General features: G+C 67.8%; 13 protein-coding genes, 3 rRNA genes and 1 pseudogene. 9 read left to right on the top strand and 8 right to left on the bottom strand.

Annotated elements, in window-relative coordinates; translation table 11 throughout:
* Nucleotides 1–266: 266 nt before the first annotated feature.
* Both FHU36_RS06600 and FHU36_RS06595 read left to right on the top strand, forming a co-directional pair.
* The gene (locus FHU36_RS06600; RefSeq protein ID WP_185082888.1) at nt 267–1,667 is read left to right on the top strand and encodes a thiamine biosynthesis protein ThiF; all 1,401 of its coding nucleotides are present in this window, start codon (nt 267–269) and stop codon (nt 1,665–1,667) included.
* Between the two features lie 99 nt (nt 1,668–1,766).
* On the top strand, nt 1,767–3,101 hold the full coding sequence (locus FHU36_RS06595) for an ABC1 kinase family protein (RefSeq protein WP_185082887.1): 1,335 nt from the start codon (nt 1,767–1,769) through the stop codon (nt 3,099–3,101).
* Between the two features lie 477 nt (nt 3,102–3,578).
* Here the strand turns inward: FHU36_RS06595 and FHU36_RS06590 are convergent, their stop codons facing one another.
* On the bottom strand, nt 3,579–5,057 hold the full coding sequence (locus FHU36_RS06590) for a purine-cytosine permease family protein (RefSeq protein WP_185082886.1): 1,479 nt from the start codon (nt 5,055–5,057) through the stop codon (nt 3,579–3,581).
* A 106-nt stretch (nt 5,058–5,163) separates the two neighbouring features.
* On the opposite strand from FHU36_RS06590, the gene FHU36_RS06585 reads away from it, so the two are divergent.
* Nucleotides 5,164–6,714, top strand: coding sequence for a PucR family transcriptional regulator (locus FHU36_RS06585; protein WP_185082885.1), 1,551 nt, complete (start codon nt 5,164–5,166; stop codon nt 6,712–6,714).
* A 14-nt stretch (nt 6,715–6,728) separates the two neighbouring features.
* Here FHU36_RS06585 and FHU36_RS06580 read toward each other — a convergent pair whose 3' ends face one another.
* The 3 genes from FHU36_RS06580 to FHU36_RS06570 are packed head-to-tail and all read right to left on the bottom strand — an operon-like array spanning nt 6,729 to nt 9,397.
* A complete protein-coding gene (locus tag FHU36_RS06580) occupies nt 6,729–7,610 on the bottom strand; it encodes a polysaccharide deacetylase family protein (RefSeq protein WP_312891460.1) in 882 nt (293 codons plus the stop codon).
* Nucleotides 7,611–7,630: 20 nt separating this feature from the next.
* Nucleotides 7,631–8,758 (bottom strand): oxidoreductase, encoded by a 1,128-nt coding sequence (locus FHU36_RS06575; RefSeq protein ID WP_185082884.1) that lies wholly within the window; start codon nt 8,756–8,758, stop codon nt 7,631–7,633.
* Nucleotides 8,759–8,788: 30 nt separating this feature from the next.
* Nucleotides 8,789–9,397: a DUF1989 domain-containing protein gene (locus tag FHU36_RS06570; protein ID WP_221495789.1), complete on the bottom strand. Its 609-nt coding sequence runs from the start codon at nt 9,395–9,397 to the stop codon at nt 8,789–8,791.
* 186 nt (nt 9,398–9,583) lie between these two features.
* Between FHU36_RS06570 and FHU36_RS06565 the strand changes: the two genes are divergently transcribed.
* The gene (locus FHU36_RS06565; RefSeq protein WP_185082882.1) at nt 9,584–9,820 is read left to right on the top strand and encodes a hypothetical protein; all 237 of its coding nucleotides are present in this window, start codon (nt 9,584–9,586) and stop codon (nt 9,818–9,820) included.
* A 121-nt stretch (nt 9,821–9,941) separates the two neighbouring features.
* Here FHU36_RS06565 and FHU36_RS06560 read toward each other — a convergent pair whose 3' ends face one another.
* Both FHU36_RS06560 and FHU36_RS06555 read right to left on the bottom strand, forming a co-directional pair.
* Complete coding sequence (locus FHU36_RS06560; RefSeq protein ID WP_246501972.1) at nt 9,942–10,091, bottom strand: hypothetical protein; 150 nt, start codon at nt 10,089–10,091, stop codon at nt 9,942–9,944.
* Between the two features lie 126 nt (nt 10,092–10,217).
* Entirely contained in the window at nt 10,218–10,619 is a 402-nt protein-coding gene (locus FHU36_RS06555) for a hypothetical protein (RefSeq protein WP_185082880.1), read from the bottom strand.
* A gap of 556 nt (nt 10,620–11,175) precedes the next feature.
* Here FHU36_RS06555 and FHU36_RS06550 point away from each other — a divergent pair.
* The 4 genes and pseudogenes from FHU36_RS06550 to FHU36_RS06535 all read left to right on the top strand — a co-directional run.
* Nucleotides 11,176–12,697: ribosomal RNA gene (locus FHU36_RS06550) — 16S ribosomal RNA — on the top strand.
* A gap of 367 nt (nt 12,698–13,064) precedes the next feature.
* A 23S ribosomal RNA gene (locus FHU36_RS06545) occupies nt 13,065–16,170 on the top strand.
* Between the two features lie 145 nt (nt 16,171–16,315).
* A 5S ribosomal RNA gene (gene rrf / locus FHU36_RS06540) occupies nt 16,316–16,432 on the top strand.
* The 16S, 23S and 5S rRNA genes sit together here, the layout of an rRNA operon.
* 546 nt (nt 16,433–16,978) lie before the next feature.
* Nucleotides 16,979–17,428: pseudogene (locus FHU36_RS06535) on the top strand (DUF6461 domain-containing protein); the annotation flags it as partial.
* 462 nt (nt 17,429–17,890) lie between these two features.
* Here the strand turns inward: FHU36_RS06535 and FHU36_RS06530 are convergent.
* The gene (locus FHU36_RS06530) at nt 17,891–19,366 is read right to left on the bottom strand and encodes a phosphodiester glycosidase family protein (protein WP_185082878.1); all 1,476 of its coding nucleotides are present in this window, start codon (nt 19,364–19,366) and stop codon (nt 17,891–17,893) included.
* Between the two features lie 278 nt (nt 19,367–19,644).
* On the opposite strand from FHU36_RS06530, the gene trpS reads away from it, so the two are divergent.
* The gene (gene trpS / locus FHU36_RS06525; RefSeq protein WP_185082877.1) at nt 19,645–20,607 is read left to right on the top strand and encodes a tryptophan--tRNA ligase; all 963 of its coding nucleotides are present in this window, start codon (nt 19,645–19,647) and stop codon (nt 20,605–20,607) included.
* A 70-nt stretch (nt 20,608–20,677) separates the two neighbouring features.
* On the opposite strand, the gene FHU36_RS06520 is transcribed toward trpS, so the two are convergent.
* Nucleotides 20,678–22,294, bottom strand: a complete 1,617-nt coding sequence (locus tag FHU36_RS06520; RefSeq protein WP_185082876.1) for a PucR family transcriptional regulator — start codon at nt 22,292–22,294, stop codon at nt 20,678–20,680.
* Nucleotides 22,295–22,350 lie beyond the last annotated feature (56 nt).

The raw sequence follows: 22,350 nt of genomic DNA, 5'->3' as shown, positions 1-22,350 counted from the left end.
GGGGGATGCGCCGGCGGCGGGCGCGAGCGGAGCTCCGAGGCCGACGCGGGTTCGTGTCGCGAGGACGGCTTCGGCGGCGTTCTCGGGCGATATCCGAGCGGGGTCGCCGCTGCGGCAATAGGTCGGATATCGCTCACGAATTATTGACCAACCTTTTACGGGCAGTGCGTTGCCCTGTCCACAGATCTGCCGACGGCGCAGCCGGTTATCCACAGCGGCGCCCGAAGTCGCGCCGCCCCGCATCCCCCCGTGCGAGCCTTGCGCGCATGAGGCCACGCGTCACCCCCGCGCTGCGACGGATCCTCCGCGACGAGCGCACTCTGCAACTCGGCGTCCATCCCGCCAGGGCGGTCCTGCTGACCGGGCTCACCGGTTCCGTCCGGCAGTGGATCAGCGGGCTCGACGGCAGCCGAGACCTGCGCCAGGTGCTCCGCGCGGCCTCGGCCGCGGGGCTGGCGGAGTCCCGGGCCACGGCGCTGCTCGACGGGCTCACCGTCAGGGGAGCTGTCCATGACCTCGCCGTCACCCCGGCCACCCTGCCCGGGCTCTCCCTCGCCGAGCGCGATCGGCTTGAGCCCGACATCGACGCCCTCGACCTCGCCTCCACCGGCCCCGCCGGCGGTCTGGCGGCCCTGCGTCAGCGGATGCACGCCAAGGTGCGCGTCTACGGCGCGGCCCGGGTGGGAGCGCAGATCGTCACGCTCCTGGCGTCGTGCGGCGTGGGGGAGATCCGGGTGATCGACCCCGTCCCGGTCCGTCCCCGAGACCTCACCCCCGGCGGCCTGACCTGGCAGGAGATCGGCCTGACCAGAGAGGAGGCCGCGGCAACGGTCGCCCGCCGGCTGACCTCCGGTGACCCCCCACCCTTCATCCCACCCACCTCCACCGCGCCCACCTCCGTAGGGTCCACCTCCACCGGACCCACTTCTTCGGGGCCCACCGGTTCCCGACGCGCCCGCTCGGCATCCACGTCCTCAGCAGGCACCCCCTCGACACCAGCAGGCGTCCCCTCGGCACCCAGCGATCTCGCGGCACCCGCCCATCCGAGCCGGCCCCCGCAGCGAGGCGGCCCTTCGGCAAGTGGTGTTGCCCGGGCAGGCGTGGAGACCGGACCAAGCGCGTCCCCGCGAAGGCCAGGCGAGGCGAGGCGGGCGGGGCCGACCGTGGTGCCACCCGCGCCCCCGGGCACCCCGTCCGTGAGGGTGATCGCCGGAGCGCCCTACCTCGGCGACGGCACTCACCGACCCGACCTCGTCATCCTCGCCCCGGCCGGCCCTCTCGACCGCGTGCTCGTCAACGAGCTGATGGAGCTCGGCATCCCCCATCTGCTCGCCTCGGCCTTCGAAGGGCACGGATCCGTGGGCCCGCTCGTCCTCCCCGGCCGCACCGCATGCCTGCACTGCATCGACCTGACGCGACGCGACGGCGACCCGGCCTGGCCTGTCGTCACAGCCCTGCTCGGTGGCTACCCGCCGGGCGAGATCGCCTGCGACACGACTCTCGCGACGTTGGTGGCAGCCACGGCTGCGGGGCACACTCTGGCCTACCTCGACGGTCACGAGCCCGCTGTGACCAACGGCACATCCGACGTTATGCCTGACTGGCGCTGGAGAAGGAGCGCTTGGCATCCACATCCCGAATGTCGTTGTATGCGAAACAATCGTTAATCGCTAAGAATGGGTCGTGTCGCCCGCCGGCGATCAAACCTGATCCGGTGACGACCACGAAAGGGGGAGCGGCTTCTCGGCGAGGGGCCGCGCATCAGTGTGAGCGATCTTCCACGTCGCGCCGTGACGCGCTCGGCCAAGCTGGCCACCCTTCCGCTAGGGTTCGCCGGCCGCGCCGCCCTGGGGCTGGGCAAGCGGATCGGGGGCAAGCCCGCGGAGACGGTCGCCCTGGAGATCCAGCAGCGCACCGCCGAGCAGATCTTCAAGGTGCTCGGAGAGCTCAAGGGCGGCGCCATGAAGCTCGGCCAGGCCTTGTCGATCTTCGAGGCCGCGCTGCCGCCGGAGATCGTCGGCCCCTACCGGGCGACGCTGACGAAGCTGCAGGACGCGGCACCCCCCATGCCGGCCGCCACTGTCCACCGGGTGCTGGCCGAGCAACTGGGCGACGACTGGCGGGACAATTTCGTCTCCTTCGACGACCGTCCCACCGCCGCGGCCTCCATCGGGCAGGTTCACCGGGCCGTGTGGCACGACGGCAGGGACGTCGCCGTCAAGATCCAGTATCCGGGGGCGGGCAAGGCGCTCCTCGGTGACTTCGCTCAGCTCGCCCGGCTGGGCAAGCTGTTCGGCGTGCTCCTGCCCGGCCTCGACATCAAAGCCGTCCTCGCCGAGTTGCGTGAGCGCGTCGCCGAGGAGCTCGACTACTTCCGTGAGGCGGAGGCCCAGCACGCCTTCGCCCTCGAGTTCATGGACGACCCCGACTTCCATGTGCCTGACGTGATCGCCGCCAACGAGATGGTGCTGGTCACCGAGTGGATGGACGGCATCCCGCTGTCCCGGGTCATCGCCGACGGCACCAAGGACCACCGCGACCGGATGGGCCTGCTGTTCGTCCGCTTTCTCTTCTGCTCCCCGTCGCGGGTCGGCATGCTGCACGCCGACCCGCATCCGGGCAACTTCCGCATGCTCGACAACGGCAAGCTGGGCATCCTCGACTTCGGCGCCGTCAACCGGCTCCCCGACGGCTACCCCAAGGCGTTCGGCCAGCTCACCCGCATCTTCAACCAGGGCGACATGGAGATGGTGGTAGCCGGCCTGCGCCAGGAGGGCTTCATCCGCGCCGGCATCGAGATCGATCCCGACGCCCTGCGCGCCTTCCTGGCCCCCTACGTCGAGCCGACGGCCGTGGAGGAGTTCACCTTCAGCCGGGAGTGGCTCCAGGCGCAGGCGTCCAGTGTCACCGACCTGCGCCCCACCAACGTGGTGCGCCAGCTCAACCTCCCCACCTCCTACGTGCTGATCCACCGCGTGCACGCCGCCGGCGTCGGCGTCCTCTGCCAGCTCAACGCCACGGCCCGCTTCCGCGACGAGGCGATCCGCTGGGTCCCGGGCTTCGCCGACGACCCCGACGACCAGCCCCTCCCCATCGCCTGACCACCCCTTCCACCTCGCCCGCCCCTCGGCCTCGACCCGGCCACGTCCCTCCGCCTCGACCCGGCCACGTCCCTCGGCCCCGGCCCGGCCACGCCCATCGGTCCAGACTCCGCCCACGCCCATCGGCCGACTGCCTTCCACCCCGCCCTTGCCCCGACCCGGCCCACGTCCAGTGCTCGGGCCGGCTCGTCGGTCGCGAGGTCGGTGGGAAGTCGTGCGGTGGTGGTCAGCCGTGGGATGAGTGGCCGATCCCACGGACGTGGTGGGTCATGCGGGTGGGTGGTCGTGTGGTGGTGACCGATTGCGTGGGTGGTGGTCAGGTGTGTGGTGGTGACCGAGCACGTGGGTGGGTGGTCGTGTGGTGGTGACTGATTGCGTGGGTGGTGGTCAGGCGTGTGGCGGTGGCCAATCACGCGGCGGGTGGCCACTCCTGCAGTGGGTGGTGGGGCTGGGCGGTGGGTGGTGCTGGGTGCGGGTTCACAGGGCGGATTCGCCGCTGCCGGCCCCGGAGCGCACCTCTTCGGCACCCGCACGGGTCCGGCCGTCCGTGACACGGCGACCCGCTCGACGGGCGAGCAGGTAGTACAGCCCGCCCGCCACCAGGCTCCCCGACAGCCACGAGAAGTCGGTGCCGTTCAGGGCCAGGGCGATGGGTCCCTGCGTCGCGGGCACCATGCCGTACTGCCAACTCCACGCCGCCACCAGCCCCGCTCCCAGCGCGACCATCGCGCTGCGGTTCACCGGCCCGTACGGCGAGGCGCCGTCGCCGTACAGGGACGGCAGGTCCACCCGCCCCCGGCGGAGCACGAAGAAGTCGACCAGCACGATGCTCGCCCACGGGCTGATCCACACCAGGATCGACACCATCCAGTGGTCGAAGGCCTGGGCGAAGCTGTCCGCCTGGACGAACACGGCCAGCACCGCCGACGCCACCACCCCCGCGATCAGGGTCAGCTTCCATCGGGCGATCCGGATGCCGACGGACAGGGCGGCGAGCGAGCAGGAGTAGAGGTTCAGGATGTTCGTGGCGACCGGCCCGTGCATGATCAGCAGCAGGACGGGGATGGCCATCACCCCGAAGAGGCCGGTCACCAGGCTCGACGGATCGTCCGGGCCACCGGCGCCGGCCAGGTAGGCGCCCAGCGCGGCGAGCCACACGGTCGGCACGTACATGCCGAGCGCGGTGGACCAGAACACCGACCTGCCGGGCGTGCCGACGCGGATGAAGCGGCTGTAGTCGGCCGAGTACGGCAGCCAGCTGATCCCCCAGCCGATGCCGATCGCGGTCAGCAGTTGGGTGACGGCGCTGAACTTGGAGCCGGGCGTCACCGCGGCGGCGGTCGTCCAGTCGGTGTCGGTCTGCGACACCGCGAGCACCGTCATCACGGCCATGAGCAGCACGGTGGCCGGGACGGTGTACTTCTCGAAGGTGCGGATGGCGTAGAAGCCGTACAGGGCCAGGAACAGTTGCACGGCCATGATGAGCCCGGCCACCAGGTACTTCAGCCCGAGCCCGCCGTGCACGCCCATCTGCGCGAGGATCGCCAGCACCAGGTCCAGCACGACCCAGGTGTTGACCCCGACCCAGCCCATCGTCAGCAGCCCCTGGACGACACCGGGGACGATCGCGCCCCTGCGGCCGAAGGCGGCGCGGCCGAGGACCATCTGGTTGACGCCGGTACGGTGCCCCATCAGGTTGAACAGGCCGAACACCGCGCATCCGAAGAGGTTGCCGACGGCCACCACGGTGATGGTCTCCAGGACGCTGAGGCCGAGCGTGACGCCGAGGGCGCCGAGCACCCAGTTGATCGGCGCGATGTTGGCGCCCGCCCAGATCCAGAACTGCTGCCACGGGGTCGAGTCGCGGGCCGCCGCCGGGATGGGTTCGATGCCGTGGTCGTCGAACCGGACGGCCTCCGGGTCGCCGGCCGGCGCGGTGGCGTGGGTGGGTGACATGTCGCCTCCTCGTGTGGTGATGAACACCACGAAAACACCGGCACGACCCCGAGGGAGAGTGGAGATACATCTAGCGATTCCGCTGCAGTATGTCTAGATTCACAGCATGTTCACGCTCAGCGCCCTGGTGGCGGACACCTCGCTCGAACTCCGCGTCCTCGTGCCCGGCGGGCCGGGCGCGCTGGACGAGCCGGTGGCCTGGGTGCACAACACGGAGCTGCCCGACCCCTCGGCGTACGTTCAGAATAAGGAGCTGGTCCTGACCAACGGCCTGTGGTCCGCCCAGGTGACGGCCGCCGAGTTCGTGGCGAACGTGAAACGCGCCAGGGCCGCGGGGATCGTGTTCGGCCTGCGGGTGGAGACGCCGCACACGCCGGAGGACCTCGTCCGGGCCTGCGCCGAGGCCGAGCTGCCCCTGCTGGAGATCGCGCAGGCGGTGCCGTTCACCGCGATCTCCCACTCGGTCTCCGCGCTCTACACCGAGCAGCGCCAGCAGGACCTCATCGGCATGGTGCGCCGCGGCGACGCGCTCGCCACGGCGATCTCCCGCGGGGCCGGCGCCTCGGGCGTGCTGCGCGTGCTGACGAAGGACCACGACCTGCCCCTCGCGGTGGTCGACCGGATGGGCCGGCTGCTCGCGACGACGGGCGCGCGGCTCGACGAGGAGCAACTGCGGACCGTGGCGGCCGGGCTCGCCCGGCGCCCACCCGCGTTGGAGCTCGACCTGGGCACCAGCCTGGCGGCGCTGTACCCCGTGGGCGCGGTGGGCGACATCGACGCGGCGCTCATCTGCCTGCGCCCGCTGTCCGGCCTCGCCCCGGCCGAGCACGAGGCACTGGAACAGGCCGCCAGGTTCCTCAGCCTGGAGGTGGCCAAGCAGCAGGCCGTTCAGGCCATCGAGATGCGCTTCGCGGGCGAGCTGCTGGAGATGGTGCTGTCCGGCGGGCGCGCGGCGGAGGTGGCCGGGCGGTTGCGGACGTTCGGTGTGGACCCGGCGGGGCCGCTGGCGGTGTGCGCGGTCGCCCTCGCGGAGGAGGCGGCCACGCCCCACGGGCTCGCCCAGGTGATCGGCGACTTCCTCGCCGCCGAGGGAGTGCCCGCCGTCGTCGCGGGCGGCACCCAGGACGTCGTCACCGTGCTCACCTGGCGCCGGCCTCAGCCGGACCTGTCCATGCTGGCGGAACGGCTGGTCAAGGCCGTGGACAAGCGGTTCCCAGGAGGGCGGCCCGTCGCCGGGCTCGGCGGCCTGGCGCCGCACGCGGCCGAGCTGCGCCGCCCGCTCATGCAGTCGCGGGAGGCGTGCAGGGTCCTGCGCCGCAGCCGCACCGGGCCGGCCGTACGCGGGTTCGCCGAGCTGGGCACGCACCGGCTGCTGCTCGGGCTCGTCGACCCGGGCACGCTGCGCTCGTTCTCCCATGATCTGCTGGCGTCCCTGCGCGAGCACGACGCCCGGCGCGGCGGCGACCTCGAACCGACGCTGCGCGCCTTCCTCGATCACGACGGGCAGTGGGCGACGACGGCCGCCGCCCTGCACATCCACGTCAACACCCTGCGCAACCGGCTCGCCAAGGCGGCCGAGCTGACCGGCCGGGACGTCAACCGCACCGAGGACCGGGTGGACCTGTTCCTCGCGCTGGCCATCGACGCCATGACGTGACCGGCCACCGGCCGTCAGACGGGGTAGACCTCCGGGTCGGCGTCGGGCGGCCGCGGCGTGCGGGTCGGCAGGCCGGGATCGGCCGCCGCGTCCTCGGCCACGTCGCGGCACCGGGCGAACCGGACGTCCCCGCACGCGAGCGCGTACTCGATGAGCTGCCGCAACGCCTCGGCCCGCCCGGGACGGCCCGACAGGAAGGGATGCGCGCAGAGGTTGAACAGGCACCCGTAGCGGCGCATCCCGTCCAACTCGGCCCGCCACAGCTCCAGAGCCTTCGCCGGCGACTCGATGACCGAGCCGATGTGCGGCTCCGGCAGGAAGGCGTACTGCTCCCAGTCGTCGAGCGACCAGTGGACGGGCAGCTCGACGATGTCGCCCGACCGCGTCGCCACCCGGTAGGGGCGGTCGTCGCCCATCAGCGAGGAGTCGTAACGCAGGCCGTGCTCGGCGACCAGGTCGGCCGTCTGCCATGACGCCTCCCACAGCGCCGCCCGGTGCCCGGCGATCTCGATGCCCTGGTCGGCGAAGACCGCCAGTGCGCGCTCGAAGTCAGCGCGTTCCTCCTCCGGGGTCATCGACGTGGGCGGCCGGTGACTGTAGGAGTGGTGGGCCACCTCGTGCCCGCGCTCGACGATCGACCCGGCCAGGCCGGGCCGCTGCTCGGCCACCCACCCGGGTACGAAGAACGTGGCGGGGACGCGGAGGTCGTCCAGCAGCGCGAGGATGCGGGGCAGGCCCACCTCCGGTCCGTACGCCTGGTGCGACATGGTGCTCGCGTGCCGGGCGTAGTGGCGTCCCTGGGCGAGGATCGGCGTCTCCGCGTCCACGTCGAACGTCAGCGTCACGACGGCCGCGGCACCGTGGCGCCAGTTGTCGTGGTGCTCGTTCTCGGTCACACCGCCACCTGCCTTCCGGTTCAGACCCGCGCCGACTGCCGCCACCGGCGGGCGTTGTCCAGGGTGGCCATGGGCTGCAGCATCATATGGTCGAACGTCTCCAGCGGCAGTCCCCGGCCCACGCGGCTGGGGAGGTCGGGGTTGGCCAGCGCGCCCCGTCCCAAGGACACCAGGTCGGCGTGGCCGTCCGACAGCACCTGTGCCGCCTGGGTGAGGTCGTGCATGCCGCCGTTCGCGATGACGGGAAGGCCGGTCACCTGGCGGGCCAGGCCGGTGATCGTGACGCCGTCGTCGAGCCGCGCGGTCTCGATCCAGTCGCGTCCCTCGCTGGCGATGTGCAGGTAGCTCGCGCCCGCCTCGGCCAGCGCCGCGAAGATGACCTTCGCGTCGTGGGCGCCGCCCGGCCACCGGTGCACGAAGTCGTTGACCTTGGTCTGCGAGAGCCGGATGCCGACGCAGAACTCCGCGCCCAGCTCGGCCCTGATGGCGGCCACCACCTCGGCGGCCAGGCGGACCCGGCTCGCCACCGGGCCTCCGTAGGAGTCGTCGCGCAGGTTGGTGTAGTCGGTGAGGAACTGGTCCAGCAGGTAGCCGTTGGCCCCGTGCACCTCGACACCGTCGAAGCCCGCCTCCCGGGCCCGCGCCGCCGACCGCGCGAAGCCGTCCACGGCCGTCTCGATGTCGGCCAGGGTCATGGCTCTGGGCGTCGCCCACCTTCCGCTGCCGCCGTACTCGGGCATCTTCTCGCCGCGCGGAGGAACGGCCGACGGGCCGGCCGTGTCGTCGCGGTAGTGGCTGCCCTGGGAGAGGGCGCCGGCGTGCATCAACTGCAGGACGATCCGCGACCCGGCGGCGTGCGCCTGCTCGGTGATCTGCCGCCAGGCCGCCACGTGCTCGCCGGACACGATGCCCGGCTGGTTGAGGTAGCCCTGGCTGTAGACGGTGTCGGTGTACGTGCCCTCGGTGATCAGCAGGCCGAAGCCGCCGCGGGCGTACGCGGCGTAGTAGTCGGTCATCTCGGGGGAGGGCGTGCCGTCGGGGGCCGCCGAGACGCGGGTCATGGGGGCGACGGCGAACCGGTTGGCCAGCGTGAGGCGTCCGATGCGCTCGGGCCGCAAGGCGGGGTGCGTGGTGATGTCGTGGGTCATGGAGTTCGCTCCTCGGAAGCGTGATGAAGGTCAGGCCAGGACGTCGAGCGCGAGCGGTGTCGGTTCGCCGCCGTTGATGTCCACGAGGTCCTGCGGGCAGGCGGACACCACGACCACGCAGTCCGTCTCCGCCCGGAAGGTGATCGCGTCCCCGGGCCGGCTTGCTGCGGGCAGCCAGCGGAGCAGCCCGTCCTCCTCCACGGGAATGCGCATGAACACGTTGACCGGCTGCGGCGTGAACGGGACGGACAGCTTCATCCCGGCGAGTGCCCGGTGGAGGTTGTCCGCGCACGAGGCGTGGAAGCCCTCGACGCCCAGCGCGGCGTACCGCGCCGGGTCGCAGGCTGGGATCAGCATGTCGTGCCAGCCTGGCGACGTGTCGGATACCAGGGTGAGGATCGGCCGCCGGTGGTCGGTGACGAACCGCTGCCCCAGCGTGGGGAAGAGCCGGTCCGTGGTGGCCCGGGTGTGGGCGGCGCTCAGGTGCTCGGCCGGGGTGCCGGGTGCGCCGGGGACGAAGGCGAAGACGTCACCGACCTGGCCGCCCTCCAGATCGACAACGCGCACCCGCTGTCCGGCGGCCACCCGCACGGCACGGCCTTCGCGGGCGGGGACGACCGTGCGCCTCTCGATGGTCATGGATGTCATGGCGCCAGACAACCATCGCGGATACTGCCATGCCTATGGATGATCATCTAGTTGGAAGCGAGTTCGCTGGATATATCTCTATGAACGCGCGAGTTCGAGGCGATCTTTTCCTGGGTTCGCGCCATGGGGTCGCAACGGGCCGCCAGAGACGAGCCCTTCGCTCTCGCGAGGTGGGGCGTGTTCCTCCTCACCGTGGTCTGGACGTCGCTCACGCGGCACCGGGCAGTGGCTCCAGGTTCCGGATGGCTGGTCATCGTGATGGTCTGGCTGGGCACTCTCGTCGCCGTGGGGCCGCGACGGGGGACGGTCTCCGGCGGCGAACGGCGCAGCGGCCCCTTCCGCGTTCGTGACCCGAAGCGGCCGGCGAACGGCGACCGCTTCACCCTGGCGGACGGTGGCGGGATCTTCCTCTGAGGGGGTACGCGTTCCTGCCGCACGGCGACACCGGTCTCCGCGTTCGCCCGCGTCTTCGGCCCCGGGTGCCACTGGACGACCGACTAAGACTGATCCCGTGGACCTGCGCCGGACCCGGAACTCACGCCTTGCCGAACATCACGGCCGTCTTCCGTACGGCCCAGCCGGTCAGGAAGACGCCGAACACCGCCTCCCCGACCCGCAGCCAGAGGGGAGTGGCTCCGTCCGCGTACATCACGACGCCCAGCCACATCAGGCCGAATACGCCCACAAGGACGACTGCCGCCCAATTCAACCCCCGCTGCCACATACGCGCAGTCTCGCAGCCGGTACGCCAAGGCCGGGTATGAGCGGAGTCGTCATCCGGTCACCGCCCGTAATGCCGGAACGGGACGCGTCAGTGGGAGAGCCTGCGACCCGTCCCGACGCATCGGCGCAGCCGCAGACCCCCGGCCCGACCTGCGGGCGAGCCCTGCTCCAGGCAGGCGAGCAGCGCGGCGGCCGTGCGCGCGTCGGCGAGGATGCGGCTGACGCTCTCGCCGTCGGCGGGGAGCTGGCCGTGTTCGCCGAGCTCGTGCTTGACGAACGCCAGCGGATCCGCAGCGCCATCGGCCTGCGCCGCCACCGACGCGCGTGCGGCGGTGAGCAGGCGCAGGTAGTAGGTGCTCAGCATGGCCTCGCGCATGCGCGCGTGCTCCAGGTCGTCGATCAGAGTGCGGGCGACGCGCAGCAGGTCGGCAGCGTGGGTCGTCTCGTCGCTGAGGAAAGCACGGATGTCGTCGAACTCCGAGCGGGACATTGCGGACACCTCCGAGGTACGCAGAGTGCTGCGTACTTACGTCGTACCGGAGAGCGATTGCGGATGGCTTGCTGTCGGCTTGCCGTCAGCCCAGGTAGGAGTGCCAGGTTTGAGGAACACGTGGGGAGGGAAGAACCTCATGATTACCCGTGTGGCGCAAAGCAGCCTCGCAGGACTGCTAGAGTTGCTGCTGCAGGACGGCAGGGGCCCACAGGGGCTCGGAGAAGTCCGGCAAACCCCTCTCTCTTCCGAGTCTGGCCGAGCGATTCGCATTCGCTTGGAGGGATTGGTAAGTTAGAAGGGTTGCCCCGGAGACGGGGCGATGTTCGATTCTTGGAAGTCGGTCGGGTTCGAGTCAATTTGACACGAACTTGGGGGGCTGAAAAGATAAGGGCACGGAAAACGAAATGAACGCCTCCGAGCGAGGACCTGGAAGGGTTCGAGTAAGGAAGTACGCGTCCGTTTCTTGAGAACTCAACAGTGTGTTAAAAGCCAGTGCATGATGCACAACCCCGTCATTTCGGTGACGGATTCCTTTTATAGCTAGATCAGACCTTTTTTGGAGAGTTTGATCCTGGCTCAGGACGAACGCTGGCGGCGTGCTTAACACATGCAAGTCGAGCGGAAAGGCCCTTCGGGGTACTCGAGCGGCGAACGGGTGAGTAACACGTGAGTAACCTGCCCCTGACTCTGGGATAAGCCCGGGAAACTGGGTCTAATACCGGATACGACCGGCTCTCGCATGAGATGCTGGTGGAAAGTCTTTTCGGTTGGGGATGGACTCGCGGCCTATCAGCTTGTTGGTGGGGTAGTGGCCTACCAAGGCGACGACGGGTAGCCGGCCTGAGAGGGCGACCGGCCACACTGGGACTGAGACACGGCCCAGACTCCTACGGGAGGCAGCAGTGGGGAATATTGCGCAATGGGCGAAAGCCTGACGCAGCGACGCCGCGTGGGGGATGACGGCCTTCGGGTTGTAAACCTCTTTCAGCAGGGACGAAGTTGACGTGTACCTGCAGAAGAAGCGCCGGCTAACTACGTGCCAGCAGCCGCGGTAATACGTAGGGCGCAAGCGTTGTCCGGAATTATTGGGCGTAAAGAGCTCGTAGGTGGCTGGTCGCGTCTGCCGTGAAAGCCCGCAGCTTAACTGCGGGTCTGCGGTGGATACGGGCCGGCTAGAGGTAGGTAGGGGCAAGTGGAATTCCTGGTGTAGCGGTGAAATGCGCAGATATCAGGAGGAACACCGGTGGCGAAGGCGGCTTGCTGGGCCTTACCTGACGCTGAGGAGCGAAAGCGTGGGGAGCGAACAGGATTAGATACCCTGGTAGTCCACGCTGTAAACGTTGGGCGCTAGGTGTGGGGATCTTCCACGATCTCCGTGCCGGAGCTAACGCATTAAGCGCCCCGCCTGGGGAGTACGGCCGCAAGGCTAAAACTCAAAGGAATTGACGGGGGCCCGCACAAGCGGCGGAGCATGTTGCTTAATTCGACGCAACGCGAAGAACCTTACCAAGGTTTGACATCACCCGGAAAGCTTCAGAGATGGAGCCCTCTTCGGACTGGGTGACAGGTGGTGCATGGCTGTCGTCAGCTCGTGTCGTGAGATGTTGGGTTAAGTCCCGCAACGAGCGCAACCCTTGTTCCATGTTGCCAGCGGCGCCTTCGGGCGGCCGGGGACTCATGGGAGACTGCCGGGGTCAACTCGGAGGAAGGTGGGGATGACGTCAAGTCATCATGCCCCTTATGTCTTGGGCTGCAAACATGCTACAATGGCCGGTACAGAGGGCTGCTAAGCCGTGAGGCGGAGCGAATCCCTAAAAGCCGGTCTCAGTTCGGATTGGGGTCTGCAACTCGACCCCATGAAGTCGGAGTCGCTAGTAATCGCAGATCAGCAACGCTGCGGTGAATACGTTCCCGGGCCTTGTACACACCGCCCGTCACGTCACGAAAGTCGGCAACACCCGAAGCCCGTGGCCCAACCAGCTTGCTGGGGGGAGCGGTCGAAGGTGGGGCTGGCGATTGGGACGAAGTCGTAACAAGGTAGCCGTACCGGAAGGTGCGGCTGGATCACCTCCTTTCTAAGGAGCACAGACTCTCTTCGGAGAGTCCACGTCGAGGTCGTGAGCGAACGTCTCACGCTCGGCAGCTCATTAGTGGAGCACTGGCTAGTCAGCTGGACCGGGTTGCCGGGCCGCTAGTACCGCCCCTTCGGGGGAGTGGGAACGGGGTTTCGGGGGTTGGGTCTGGGTCTGAACACACTGTTGGGTCCTGAGGGAACGGACATGCGACGGGCCTGCTTCGGCGGGCTCGTGGTTTGTGGGTCCTCAGTCAGGGCCGGCCTCCTGTCATACCGTGTGCATCCTGTTGGGGTGTGCAGCTGGTGGTGGGGTGGGTTGGTCGCTGGTTGTTGTTTGAGATTTGCATAGTGGACGCGAGCATCTTTGTGGCCAAGTTTTTTAGGGCACACGGTGGATGCCTTGGCATCAGGAGCCGATGAAGGACGTGGGAGGCTGCGTTAAGCCTCGGGGAGTCGCCAACCAGACGTTGATCCGGGGATGTCCGAATGGGGAAACCTAGCACCAGTCATGTGGTGTTGCCTCCGCCTGAATGTATAGGGCGGTTGGTGGTAACGCGGGGAAGTGAAACATCTCAGTACCCGTAGGAAGAGAAAACAACAGTGATTCCGTGAGTAGTGGTGAGCGAAAGCGGATGAGGCTAAACCGGGCGTGTGTGATAGCCGGCAGGCGTTGCATGTTCGGGGTTGTGGGATCCTCTGGTGGTTTCTGCCGAAACTGCAAGCAGTGAGAAATCGATGGGGTAGTTGAAAGCTCTGGGAAGGGCTGCCGTAGACCGTGAGAGCCGGGTAGGCGAAACCTTATCGACTGTTGGAGGGTGTCCCGAGTAGCACGGGGCTCGAGGAATCCTGTGTGAATCTGCCAGGACCACCTGGTAAGCCTAAATACTCCCTGATGACCGATAGTGCACGAGTACCGTGAGGGAAAGGTGAAAAGTGCCCCGGTGAGGGGTCGTGAAATAGTACCTGAAACCGTGTGCCTACAAGCCGTAGGAGCGTAGTCGTTCTTCGGAGCGGCTGTGATGTGACTGCGTGCCTTTTGAAGAATGAGCCTGCGAGTTATGGTGTGTGGCGAGGTTAACCCGTGTGGGGGAGCCGTAGCGAAAGCGAGTCTGAATAGGGCGTTTGAGTCGCATGCTGTAGACCCGAAGCGGAGTGATCTACGCATGGGCAGGTTGAAGCTCAGGTAAGACTGGGTGGAGGACCGAACCCACCAGGGTTGAAAACCTGGGGGATGACCTGTGTGTAGGGGTGAAAGGCCAATCAAACTCCGTGATAGCTGGTTCTCCCCGAAATGCATTTAGGTGCAGCGTTGCGTGTTTCTTGCCGGAGGTAGAGCACTGGATGGCCGATGGGCCCGACAAGGTTACTGACGTCAGCCAAACTCCGAATGCCGGTAAGTGAGAGCGTGGCAGTGAGACTGCGGGGGATAAGCTTCGTAGTCGAGAGGGAAACAGCCCAGATCACCGACTAAGGCCCCTAAGCGTGTGCTAAGTGGGAAAGGATGTGGAGTCGCAGAGACAACCAGGAGGTTGGCTTAGAAGCAGCCACCCTTGAAAGAGTGCGTAATAGCTCACTGGTCAAGTGATTCCGCGCCGACAATGTAGCGGGGCTCAAGTACACCGCCGAAGTCGTGGCACTCATCACCTTGTGTGGTGGGTGGGTAGGGGAGCGTCGTGCATCCGGTGAAGCCGCCGAGTGATCGAGTGGTGGAGGGTGTGCGAGTGAGAATGCAGGCATGAGTAGCGAATCGAGGGTGAGAAACCCTCGCGCCGGATGACCAAGGGTTCCTGGGGCAGGCTAATCCGCCCAGGGTAAGTCGGGACCTAAGGCGAGGCCGACAGGCGTAGTCGATGGACAACGGGTTGATATTCCCGTACCCGCTTCAACGCGCCCATATTGAACCTCGTGATGCTAAGAGTCCTTAAGTCCCTAACGCTCTTCGGAGTGTGGGTGAGGCTGAACGCTCGATCCGATCGGGTAGTAGGTAAGCGATGGGGTGACGCAGGAAGGTAGTCCAGCCCAGGCGATGGTTGTCCTGGGGTAAGCATGTAGCCCGTGTTGTAGGCAAATCCGCAACACTTGTGGGTGAGATGTGATGCCGAGCCGATTGTGGCGAAGTGGATGATCCTATGCTGCCGAGAAAAGCCTCTAGCGAGTGTTGTGGCGGCCCGTACCCTAAACCGACTCAGGTGGTCAGGTAGAGAATACTAAGGCGATCGGGTGAACTGTGGTTAAGGAACTCGGCAAATTGCCCCCGTAACTTCGGGAGAAGGGGGACCTCTGCTGGTGATAGGCCTTGCGCTTGGAGCTGGTGGGGGTCGCAGTGGCCAGGGGGAAGCGACTGTTTACTAAAAACACAGGTCCGTGCGAAGTCGTAAGACGATGTATACGGACTGACGCCTGCCCGGTGCCGGAACGTTAAGGGGACCGCTTAGCTGACTTCGGTTGGCGAAGGTGAGAACTTAAGCGCCGGTAAACGGCGGTGGTAACTATAACCATCCTAAGGTAGCGAAATTCCTTGTCGGGTAAGTTCCGACCTGCACGAATGGCGTAACGACTTCCCCGCTGTCTCAACCGCAGACCCGGCGAAATTGCATTACGAGTAAAGATGCTCGTTACGCGCAGCAGGACGGAAAGACCCCGGGACCTTCACTACAGCTTGACATTGGCGTTTGGAGCGTCTTGTGTAGGATAGGTGGGAGACTGGGAAGCTCGGACGCTAGTTCGGGTGGAGTCATTGGTGAAATACCACTCTGGTCGTTTTGAACGTCTAACTCTGGTCCGTGATCCGGATCGGGGACAGTGTCTGGTGGGTAGTTTAACTGGGGCGGTTGCCTCCTAAAGGGTAACGGAGGCGCCCAAAGGTTCCCTCAGCCTGGTTGGTAATCAGGTGTTGAGTGTAAGTGCACAAGGGAGCTTGACTGTGAGACTGACGGGTCGAGCAGGAGCGAAAGCTGGGACTAGTGATCCGGCATCGGCGTGTGGAAGCGGTGTCGCTCAACGGCTAAAAGGTACCCCGGGGATAACAGGCTGATCTTCCCCAAGAGTCCATATCGACGGGATGGTTTGGCACCTCGATGTCGGCTCGTCGCATCCTGGGGCTGGAGTAGGTCCCAAGGGTTGGGCTGTTCGCCCATTAAAGCGGTACGCGAGCTGGGTTTAGAACGTCGCGAGACAGTTCGGTCCCTATCCGCTGCGCGCGCAGGAGACTTGAAAGGGGCTGTCCCTAGTACGAGAGGACCGGGACGGACGAACCTCTGGTGTGCCAGTTGTACCGCCAGGTGCACGGCTGGTTGGCTACGTTCGGAAGGGATAACCGCTGAAAGCATCTAAGCGGGAAGCTCGCCTTGAGATGAGGTCTCCCACCACGTGAGTGGGTAAGGCTCCCGGTAGACGACCGGGTTGATAGGCCGGAGGTGGAAGCACGGTAACGTGTGGAGCTGACCGGTACTAATAGGCCGAGGACTTGACCACAAAGTATTGTTCGTGTCTGTGTGTGTGCTGCGCTCTGTTACTCTTCGCCGGGTCCGGAGCAGCGCTGCAGGCAGACCGTTCTTGCTCGCGTCCACTACGCAATTCTGAGACAGCAAACAGTTGTGTTTGTGTGGTCTCGTGGGGTTACGGCGGTTATGGCGGGAAGGAAACACCCGGTTACATTCCGAACCCGGAAGTTAAGCTTCTCAGCGCCGATGGTACTGCACTCGGGAGGGTGTGGGAGAGTAGGTCACCGCCGGACAATTTTTTGATTAGGGGGGTCTCACCTTCGGGTGGGGCCCCTTTTTCTGTTTGTGGGGTCGGTCCCGGGTCTTTGCGGAGTGGTGGTGGACATGACCGCACTCCGTCACCCAGTGGGGCCAATGGCGAGCATGCGGATCTTTGAGCATCGTCCCGTGCCGGCCCGGTTGAACGGGCATGGCGCTCCAACTCCGGCCAGATGTACTGGCGGCACCTGGGGCTGCCCCGGTACTTCTGCGCTCGTTGAGTGAGAACGTGTTTGAGAAGATTGTTCATGTTCGGCGTGGTGGCGTGACGGTGAGGTGCTGGGTCGTCAGGGTGGCCGAATGCCCCCTCAGCGTCACCCTTTGCCGGATCTCGAAGTCCACTACCACCGCGTCGTCGAGGACCTCGCCGAGTCCCTTCCGGACGGAAGCATCACCTGGTGTCACGCCGTGAGCGCCGATGACGTGGCCGCTGCGCTCGGAGGAGAGCCTTCCAGTGCCGCGCGGCGCTCCCTCGGGAGGGCAGCGGAGAGGCGGGGCATCACGTTCAGCGGTCTGGCCATGGGAAGACGCTGATCATCGGAGAACTGGGTTCGTGGTTCGTCGTCGTGGAACCCGACGACTGGAACGGCTCTGAGGCCCTGCCCCGGTTGTCGGCCGGCGGGGAGGCGCTGTCCTTGTGGCTAGGGGACACGATGCGACACTACGACGTGCACTACGCCCGAGACGGACAAGAGCTGTGCCGCTTCCGATGGGGCGCCGAGCCCGACGGCGACTCGTCCCCGCTCGCCGGACTTCTCTCCGGGCTGTCACTGACATCGGGGCTGCCATCGTGGGAGGCACTGGAGTCGGGGCTGCCTTCGTTCGACGAGTGGAAGGTGCACGCCCTCATCCTGGTGGAGCGGATCACCGGGGTGCGCCTGACCAGGCAGTGGCTGAGCCGTGAGCACACGCGATTCGTTCAGGGGCCGCACTCACGTGATGCGCGGCCTGGTGGCGACCTTTGGCTTTAGTACACGCTGGACGAGATCGTTTGGGCTCGGTGTCGATCGCAGACGAAGCTCGGCGTCGTCGGGCGGGTCCGCCTCGGGCGAGACGTCGGGCGATGCCGGCGCCGGCAGCCCAGCGGATGTTCGCCTCGGAGACGGCGGGATGGCGAACTCCTGTCCACACCCAGGCGCCGCGCCGTCGCCGACCGAGGAGCTGTTCTCCGCCGACTGCCCGTATCGGGTGGGCCGAAGAGGCCGTTGCGGCTTGCCGTGGTGAGGGGTGGGGCGAGCAGGCGACGCAGAGGCCGAGGCCCGCCGTCGGCGCCCCGCTCAGGTGCCGCTCATCCAGCGCGAACAGGGTTCACGCGAAGATCCGCTGATACGCCACCTGGTGGTGTTGAACCGGGTGGTTCTGTGGTGCGTACTCCCTACTGTGAGACAGGGGAGTGGCCCTCGGCCCGCCCGAGGGGGCCGAGGGCGGGCGGATTACCTGGGCAGGACGAGGAGGGCGTCGCCGACGGGGCGCTCCGCGCCGTCGGACGGGCGGTTGACGACCTTGTCCTTCACCACCATCGCCGTCGAGCCGCCCCCGTCCAGGTTGATCGCGTCCCGGGCGCCCAGCCAGCGCATGAACTGCGCCGCCTCGACGAAGCTGGCACCCACCGTCACGCCCGGCTGGCGGCCGTCGACGGTGGCCAGGATGAGGGCGCCGTTGCGGGTGGTGCCGAGGAGGGTGCGCGGGTGGCGGCGGAGGATCATGTTCATGGAGTCGTGCCCGTCGCGCTTGGCGGTGATGCGGGTCTTGCCGTTGCGGACGAGGCCGACGCCGCCGGCGATCACGTGCAGGTCCGGGGTGAGCTTGATGGCCCTGCCCTTGCGCAGGTCGACGACCTTGGTGTCGATCCGTACGGCGGCGCCCTCCGGGGCGTAGGCGGCGAGCCAGTCGGAGGCGGTGCCCGAGCCGTGCAGCACCTGTGTGCCGCGCTGGACTGCGGCGCCGGAGGCGCGCACGCCGACGACCTTGCCGGTGGCGTCGAGCACCACGTCGGTGCCGCCGTCGGCCGGCGTCTTGGCGCCCCACTCCTCGGTGTAGAGGACGAGTTCCTCGGCCACGGCGGCCCGGTTGACGCCGTTCACGGGCAGCTTCTCGCCGGACGCGGCGATGGCGGTGACGGTCGTCTTCAGCTCGGTCACGCGGGCGGTGCGGCCTTTCAGGACGACGGCGGAACGGCCGGGGACGGCCTCGCTGAGCAGCCTGCCCGCGACCACGGACGCGCCGACCGGCTCGCCGCGCAGTTCGTTGGCCGTGTGGATGTTGAAGAAGCCGCCGTTGACGGCGGCGAGCGCCTTGCCGGCCTTGGCCATCGCCGTCACGGTCTCCCGCTTGGCGACGCTGCCGCCGAGGGAGGCGGCGTACGAGCCGCGGAACGCCCTCGGGTTGATCATCATGACCTTGACGTTCCATGGGCCGGTCGTCCGCAGGCCGTCGTCGCCCAGGTAGTCGACCTTGACCTTCAGGCCGGCGTCCTTGAGCTTCTTGGCCATGTCGTCGGCCTTGGCCTTCTCCTCCAGCTTCCACAGCCCCACCCGCACCATGTAGACCTCCTGGGCGGGAGCGTCGGCGACCTGGGGACGCACGACCTTCTGCAGGGCGGCGACCTCGCCGGTGGCCTCCACCTCGGCGAGCTTGGCTTCGGCGGTGTGCCGCATGCCGTAGTCGCGGCCGCTCGGCATCAGCACGGTCACGGTGTAGCCGTCGGTGGCGCGGCCGGCCTTCACGTCGTACAGGTCGATGCCCTGGGCGACACTCGTCATCGTCCTGGTCGGTACGGAGGGCACGCCCAGCGGGAACTTGGCCGACGGGAACTTCACCGAAGGCTGCTCGGCGGCGGCGACGGGCACGGTGGTGACCGTGAGGGTTGCGGCCAGGGCGAGGCCTGCGGTGAGGGTGCGTCGAGACATGAGAACTCCAGAGGGCGGACAGACGGACCGCACCATCCTGGCGTGATCATGGTCCTGGAGTGATGGAAACACGCCAAACGGGTTGGAGAGGTTACGAGATTGACACCCCCGGGCTGTGGAACGCCGTTTGTCAAGCCCGGCCTATGATGGGGACATGACACGCGTCAGCATGTGGTGGCGGCCGCCAGACGGCCGCTGAGTTCGCATGCTCGGGCCGTCCTCAGGACGGCCCCGGCACGTGGGGTCTCTCGGGGACGGCATGACCCCAAGGAGAGATCATGGATCACATCGTGCTCACCGGAGACCGCCCGACCGGGCCGCTCCATCTCGGCCACTACTTCGGCTCGCTGGCCAACCGCGTCGCCCTGCAGCACGCCCACCCGATGTACGTGCTGGTCGCCGACTATCAGGTGATCACCGACAGGGACCTGCCCGGCGCGATCCAGGCGAACATCACCGGCCTGCTGCTCGACTACCTGGCCGTCGGGCTCGACCCGGCAAAGGTGACGATCTTCCAGCACAGCGCCGTTCCGGAGCTGAACCAGTTGCTGCTGCCGTTCCTCAGCCTGGTGTCGGTGGCGGAGCTGCGCCGCAACCCCACGGTGAAGGACGAGATCGCGCACAGCAGCCAGCGGGCCGTCAGCGGCCTGATGTTCACCTATCCCGTGCACCAGGCGGCCGACGTGCTGTTCTGCAAGGGCACGCTGGTGCCGGTGGGCAAGGACCAGCTTCCGCACCTGGAGGTGACGCGGATGGTGGCGCGGCGCTTCAACGAAAGGTACGGGCCCGTCTTCCCGCTGCCGGAGGCGATGCTCGGAGACAGCCCGCTGCTGCGCGGCCTCGACGGCGGCAAGATGAGCAAGAGCCGGGGCAACGCGATCTCCCTGTCGGCCACCGAGGACGAGACGGCCGCCCTCATCCGCAAGGCGCGCACGGACTCCGACCGGCTGATCACGTTCGACGAGGCCGCCCGGCCGGAGGTGGCCACCCTGCTCACGCTCGCGGGTCTGTGCCTCGGCCGCACGCCGCAGGACGTCGCCGCCGAGATCGGGGACGGCGGGGCGGTGACGCTGAAGAAGGTGGTGACCGAGGCGGTCAACGAGTTCCTGCGGCCGATCAGGGCCAGGCGCGCCGAGCTGACCGAGGCCGACGTCCGGGCGGTGCTGCGGGCGGGCAACGAGCGGGCCCGGGAGCGGGCGGTCGTCACCCTGGAGGAGGTGCGCGACGCGATGGGCTTCTGACGGGCGTTGCCGGCTGTCGCGGAGCTGGGCGTGGGTTGGGTGAGGGCTGGGTGAGGGCTGGGTGAGGGCGCTATCGGCTGTCGCGGCGGAACGACTCCAGGGCCAGCAGCGCCACGTGCAGTGACAGGCACGACTCGACGTCGTCGAGGTCGGTGTCGAGGATGCGTTCGAGGCGGCGCAGCCGGTCGTAGAAGGCGGGCCTGGACAGGTGCGCCTTCTGCGCGGCGACCGCCTTGTTGCGCCCGGCGTCGAGGTAGATGCGCAGGATCCGGGTGAGGTCGCCGCCCCGCTGGGCGTCGTGGGCCAGCAGCGGCCCGAGCTCCCGCTCGGCGAACGTCTGCAGCCGCGCGTCGTCGCGCAGCAGGTGCAGCAGCCCACGCAGCCGCAGGTCGGGCAGCCGGTAGAAGGGGCGGCCGTCAGGCTGGCGGACCGCGACGTCGGCCACCTGCTCGGCTTCGAGAAAGCTGCGCCGGACGTCGCGCAGGGAATCGACGACCGAGCCGGCGGCCAGCACGAACGCGCCGCCGATCTTGGACAGCGTGCGCAGCCGCTCGGCCAGGGCGGTCAGCGCGGGCTCGGCCTGGGTGCGCGGCGGCAGCGGCAGCAGGACACCGATGCGGTCCTGGTCGAGCGCGCCCACGAGGGCGGGCAGTTTGGCGTCGCGGCAGGCGGCGGCGGTGGCCTCGGCCAGCTCGCCGAGCTGCGCCTGCCCGTCGAGGGCCTGGTCCATCGGGTCGGTGGGGCGGATGACGACGCTGACCAGCTTGCGGCCGGTGAGCGGCACGCCCACCGCGCGGGCGCGGGCGGCCGCCTCGTCGGGATCGGAGTAGGCGTGGGTGAGGATGCCGGTGATGATGGTGCCGTGCGCCTGCCGTTCGAGCGACTCCTGGTGGCGTTCGAGCAGGCGGCCGAGGGCGAGCGTGGTGGCGGCCCGTTCGGCGAGGACGAGGTCGCGGGGGGACGGCGGCGCCTCGCACAGCAGGATGAGCCGCCCCCAGTCCTGCCCGCGTGCGCCGACCGTGGTGACGATCCAGCCGGACGCCGGGTCGTAGGCGGTGCGCTCGGCCGGGGCGACCGCCCGTGACCTGGTCTCCCAGCCGGCCAGCAGCGTGCCCGTGTCGCGGCCGGCCGACTCGCAGGCCAGCACCTGGTGGGCGAGGTTCTCCAGCAGCACGGGGCGGCCGGACAGCCGGGCGACCTGGGCGAGCACCTCGGCCGGTGAGGCGCCCTCGACCGACAGCTCGGTGAAGACCTCGTGCAGTTGCTCGGAGGCGCGCAGCTCCTCGAGCTGGATGTCGATGATGCGGGCGTGCACCGACTCGGTGATCTGCACGAACGGCGTCTCGCGGGTCAGCACGACGAGCGGCAGGCCGTGCTGCTCGGCGGCCTCGACCACGGAGGGCGGCAGCTCGCCGACGAACCTGCGGCCCAGCTCGACGATCAGCCCGGATACGCCCACGGACGACAGCTCGGCGATGTAGTCGGCCAGCTTGCCGGGGTCCTGGGGCAGGGCCACCCCGGTCGTGAGCACCAGCTCGCCGCCGCGCAGGAGCTGGGCGATGTCGGCGATCTCCCCGACATGCACCCACCGCACCTTGCTGTCGAGCCGGTCGGCGCCCGCGACCACGCGCGGGTTGCCCCGGCGGACGGTCTCCAACGCGAGGACGTCGGCGATGGTGGGCAGCACATAAAGAGCCTATCTGATCAACCTGTAAGATCACTTATCTCGCCATTTACAGGTTG

Source organism: Nonomuraea muscovyensis, assembly GCF_014207745.1.
Taxonomy (GTDB): domain Bacteria; phylum Actinomycetota; class Actinomycetes; order Streptosporangiales; family Streptosporangiaceae; genus Nonomuraea; species Nonomuraea muscovyensis.
The sequence above is the reverse complement of the archived record's forward strand: the minus strand, read 5'-3'. Positions and strand labels throughout refer to the sequence as shown.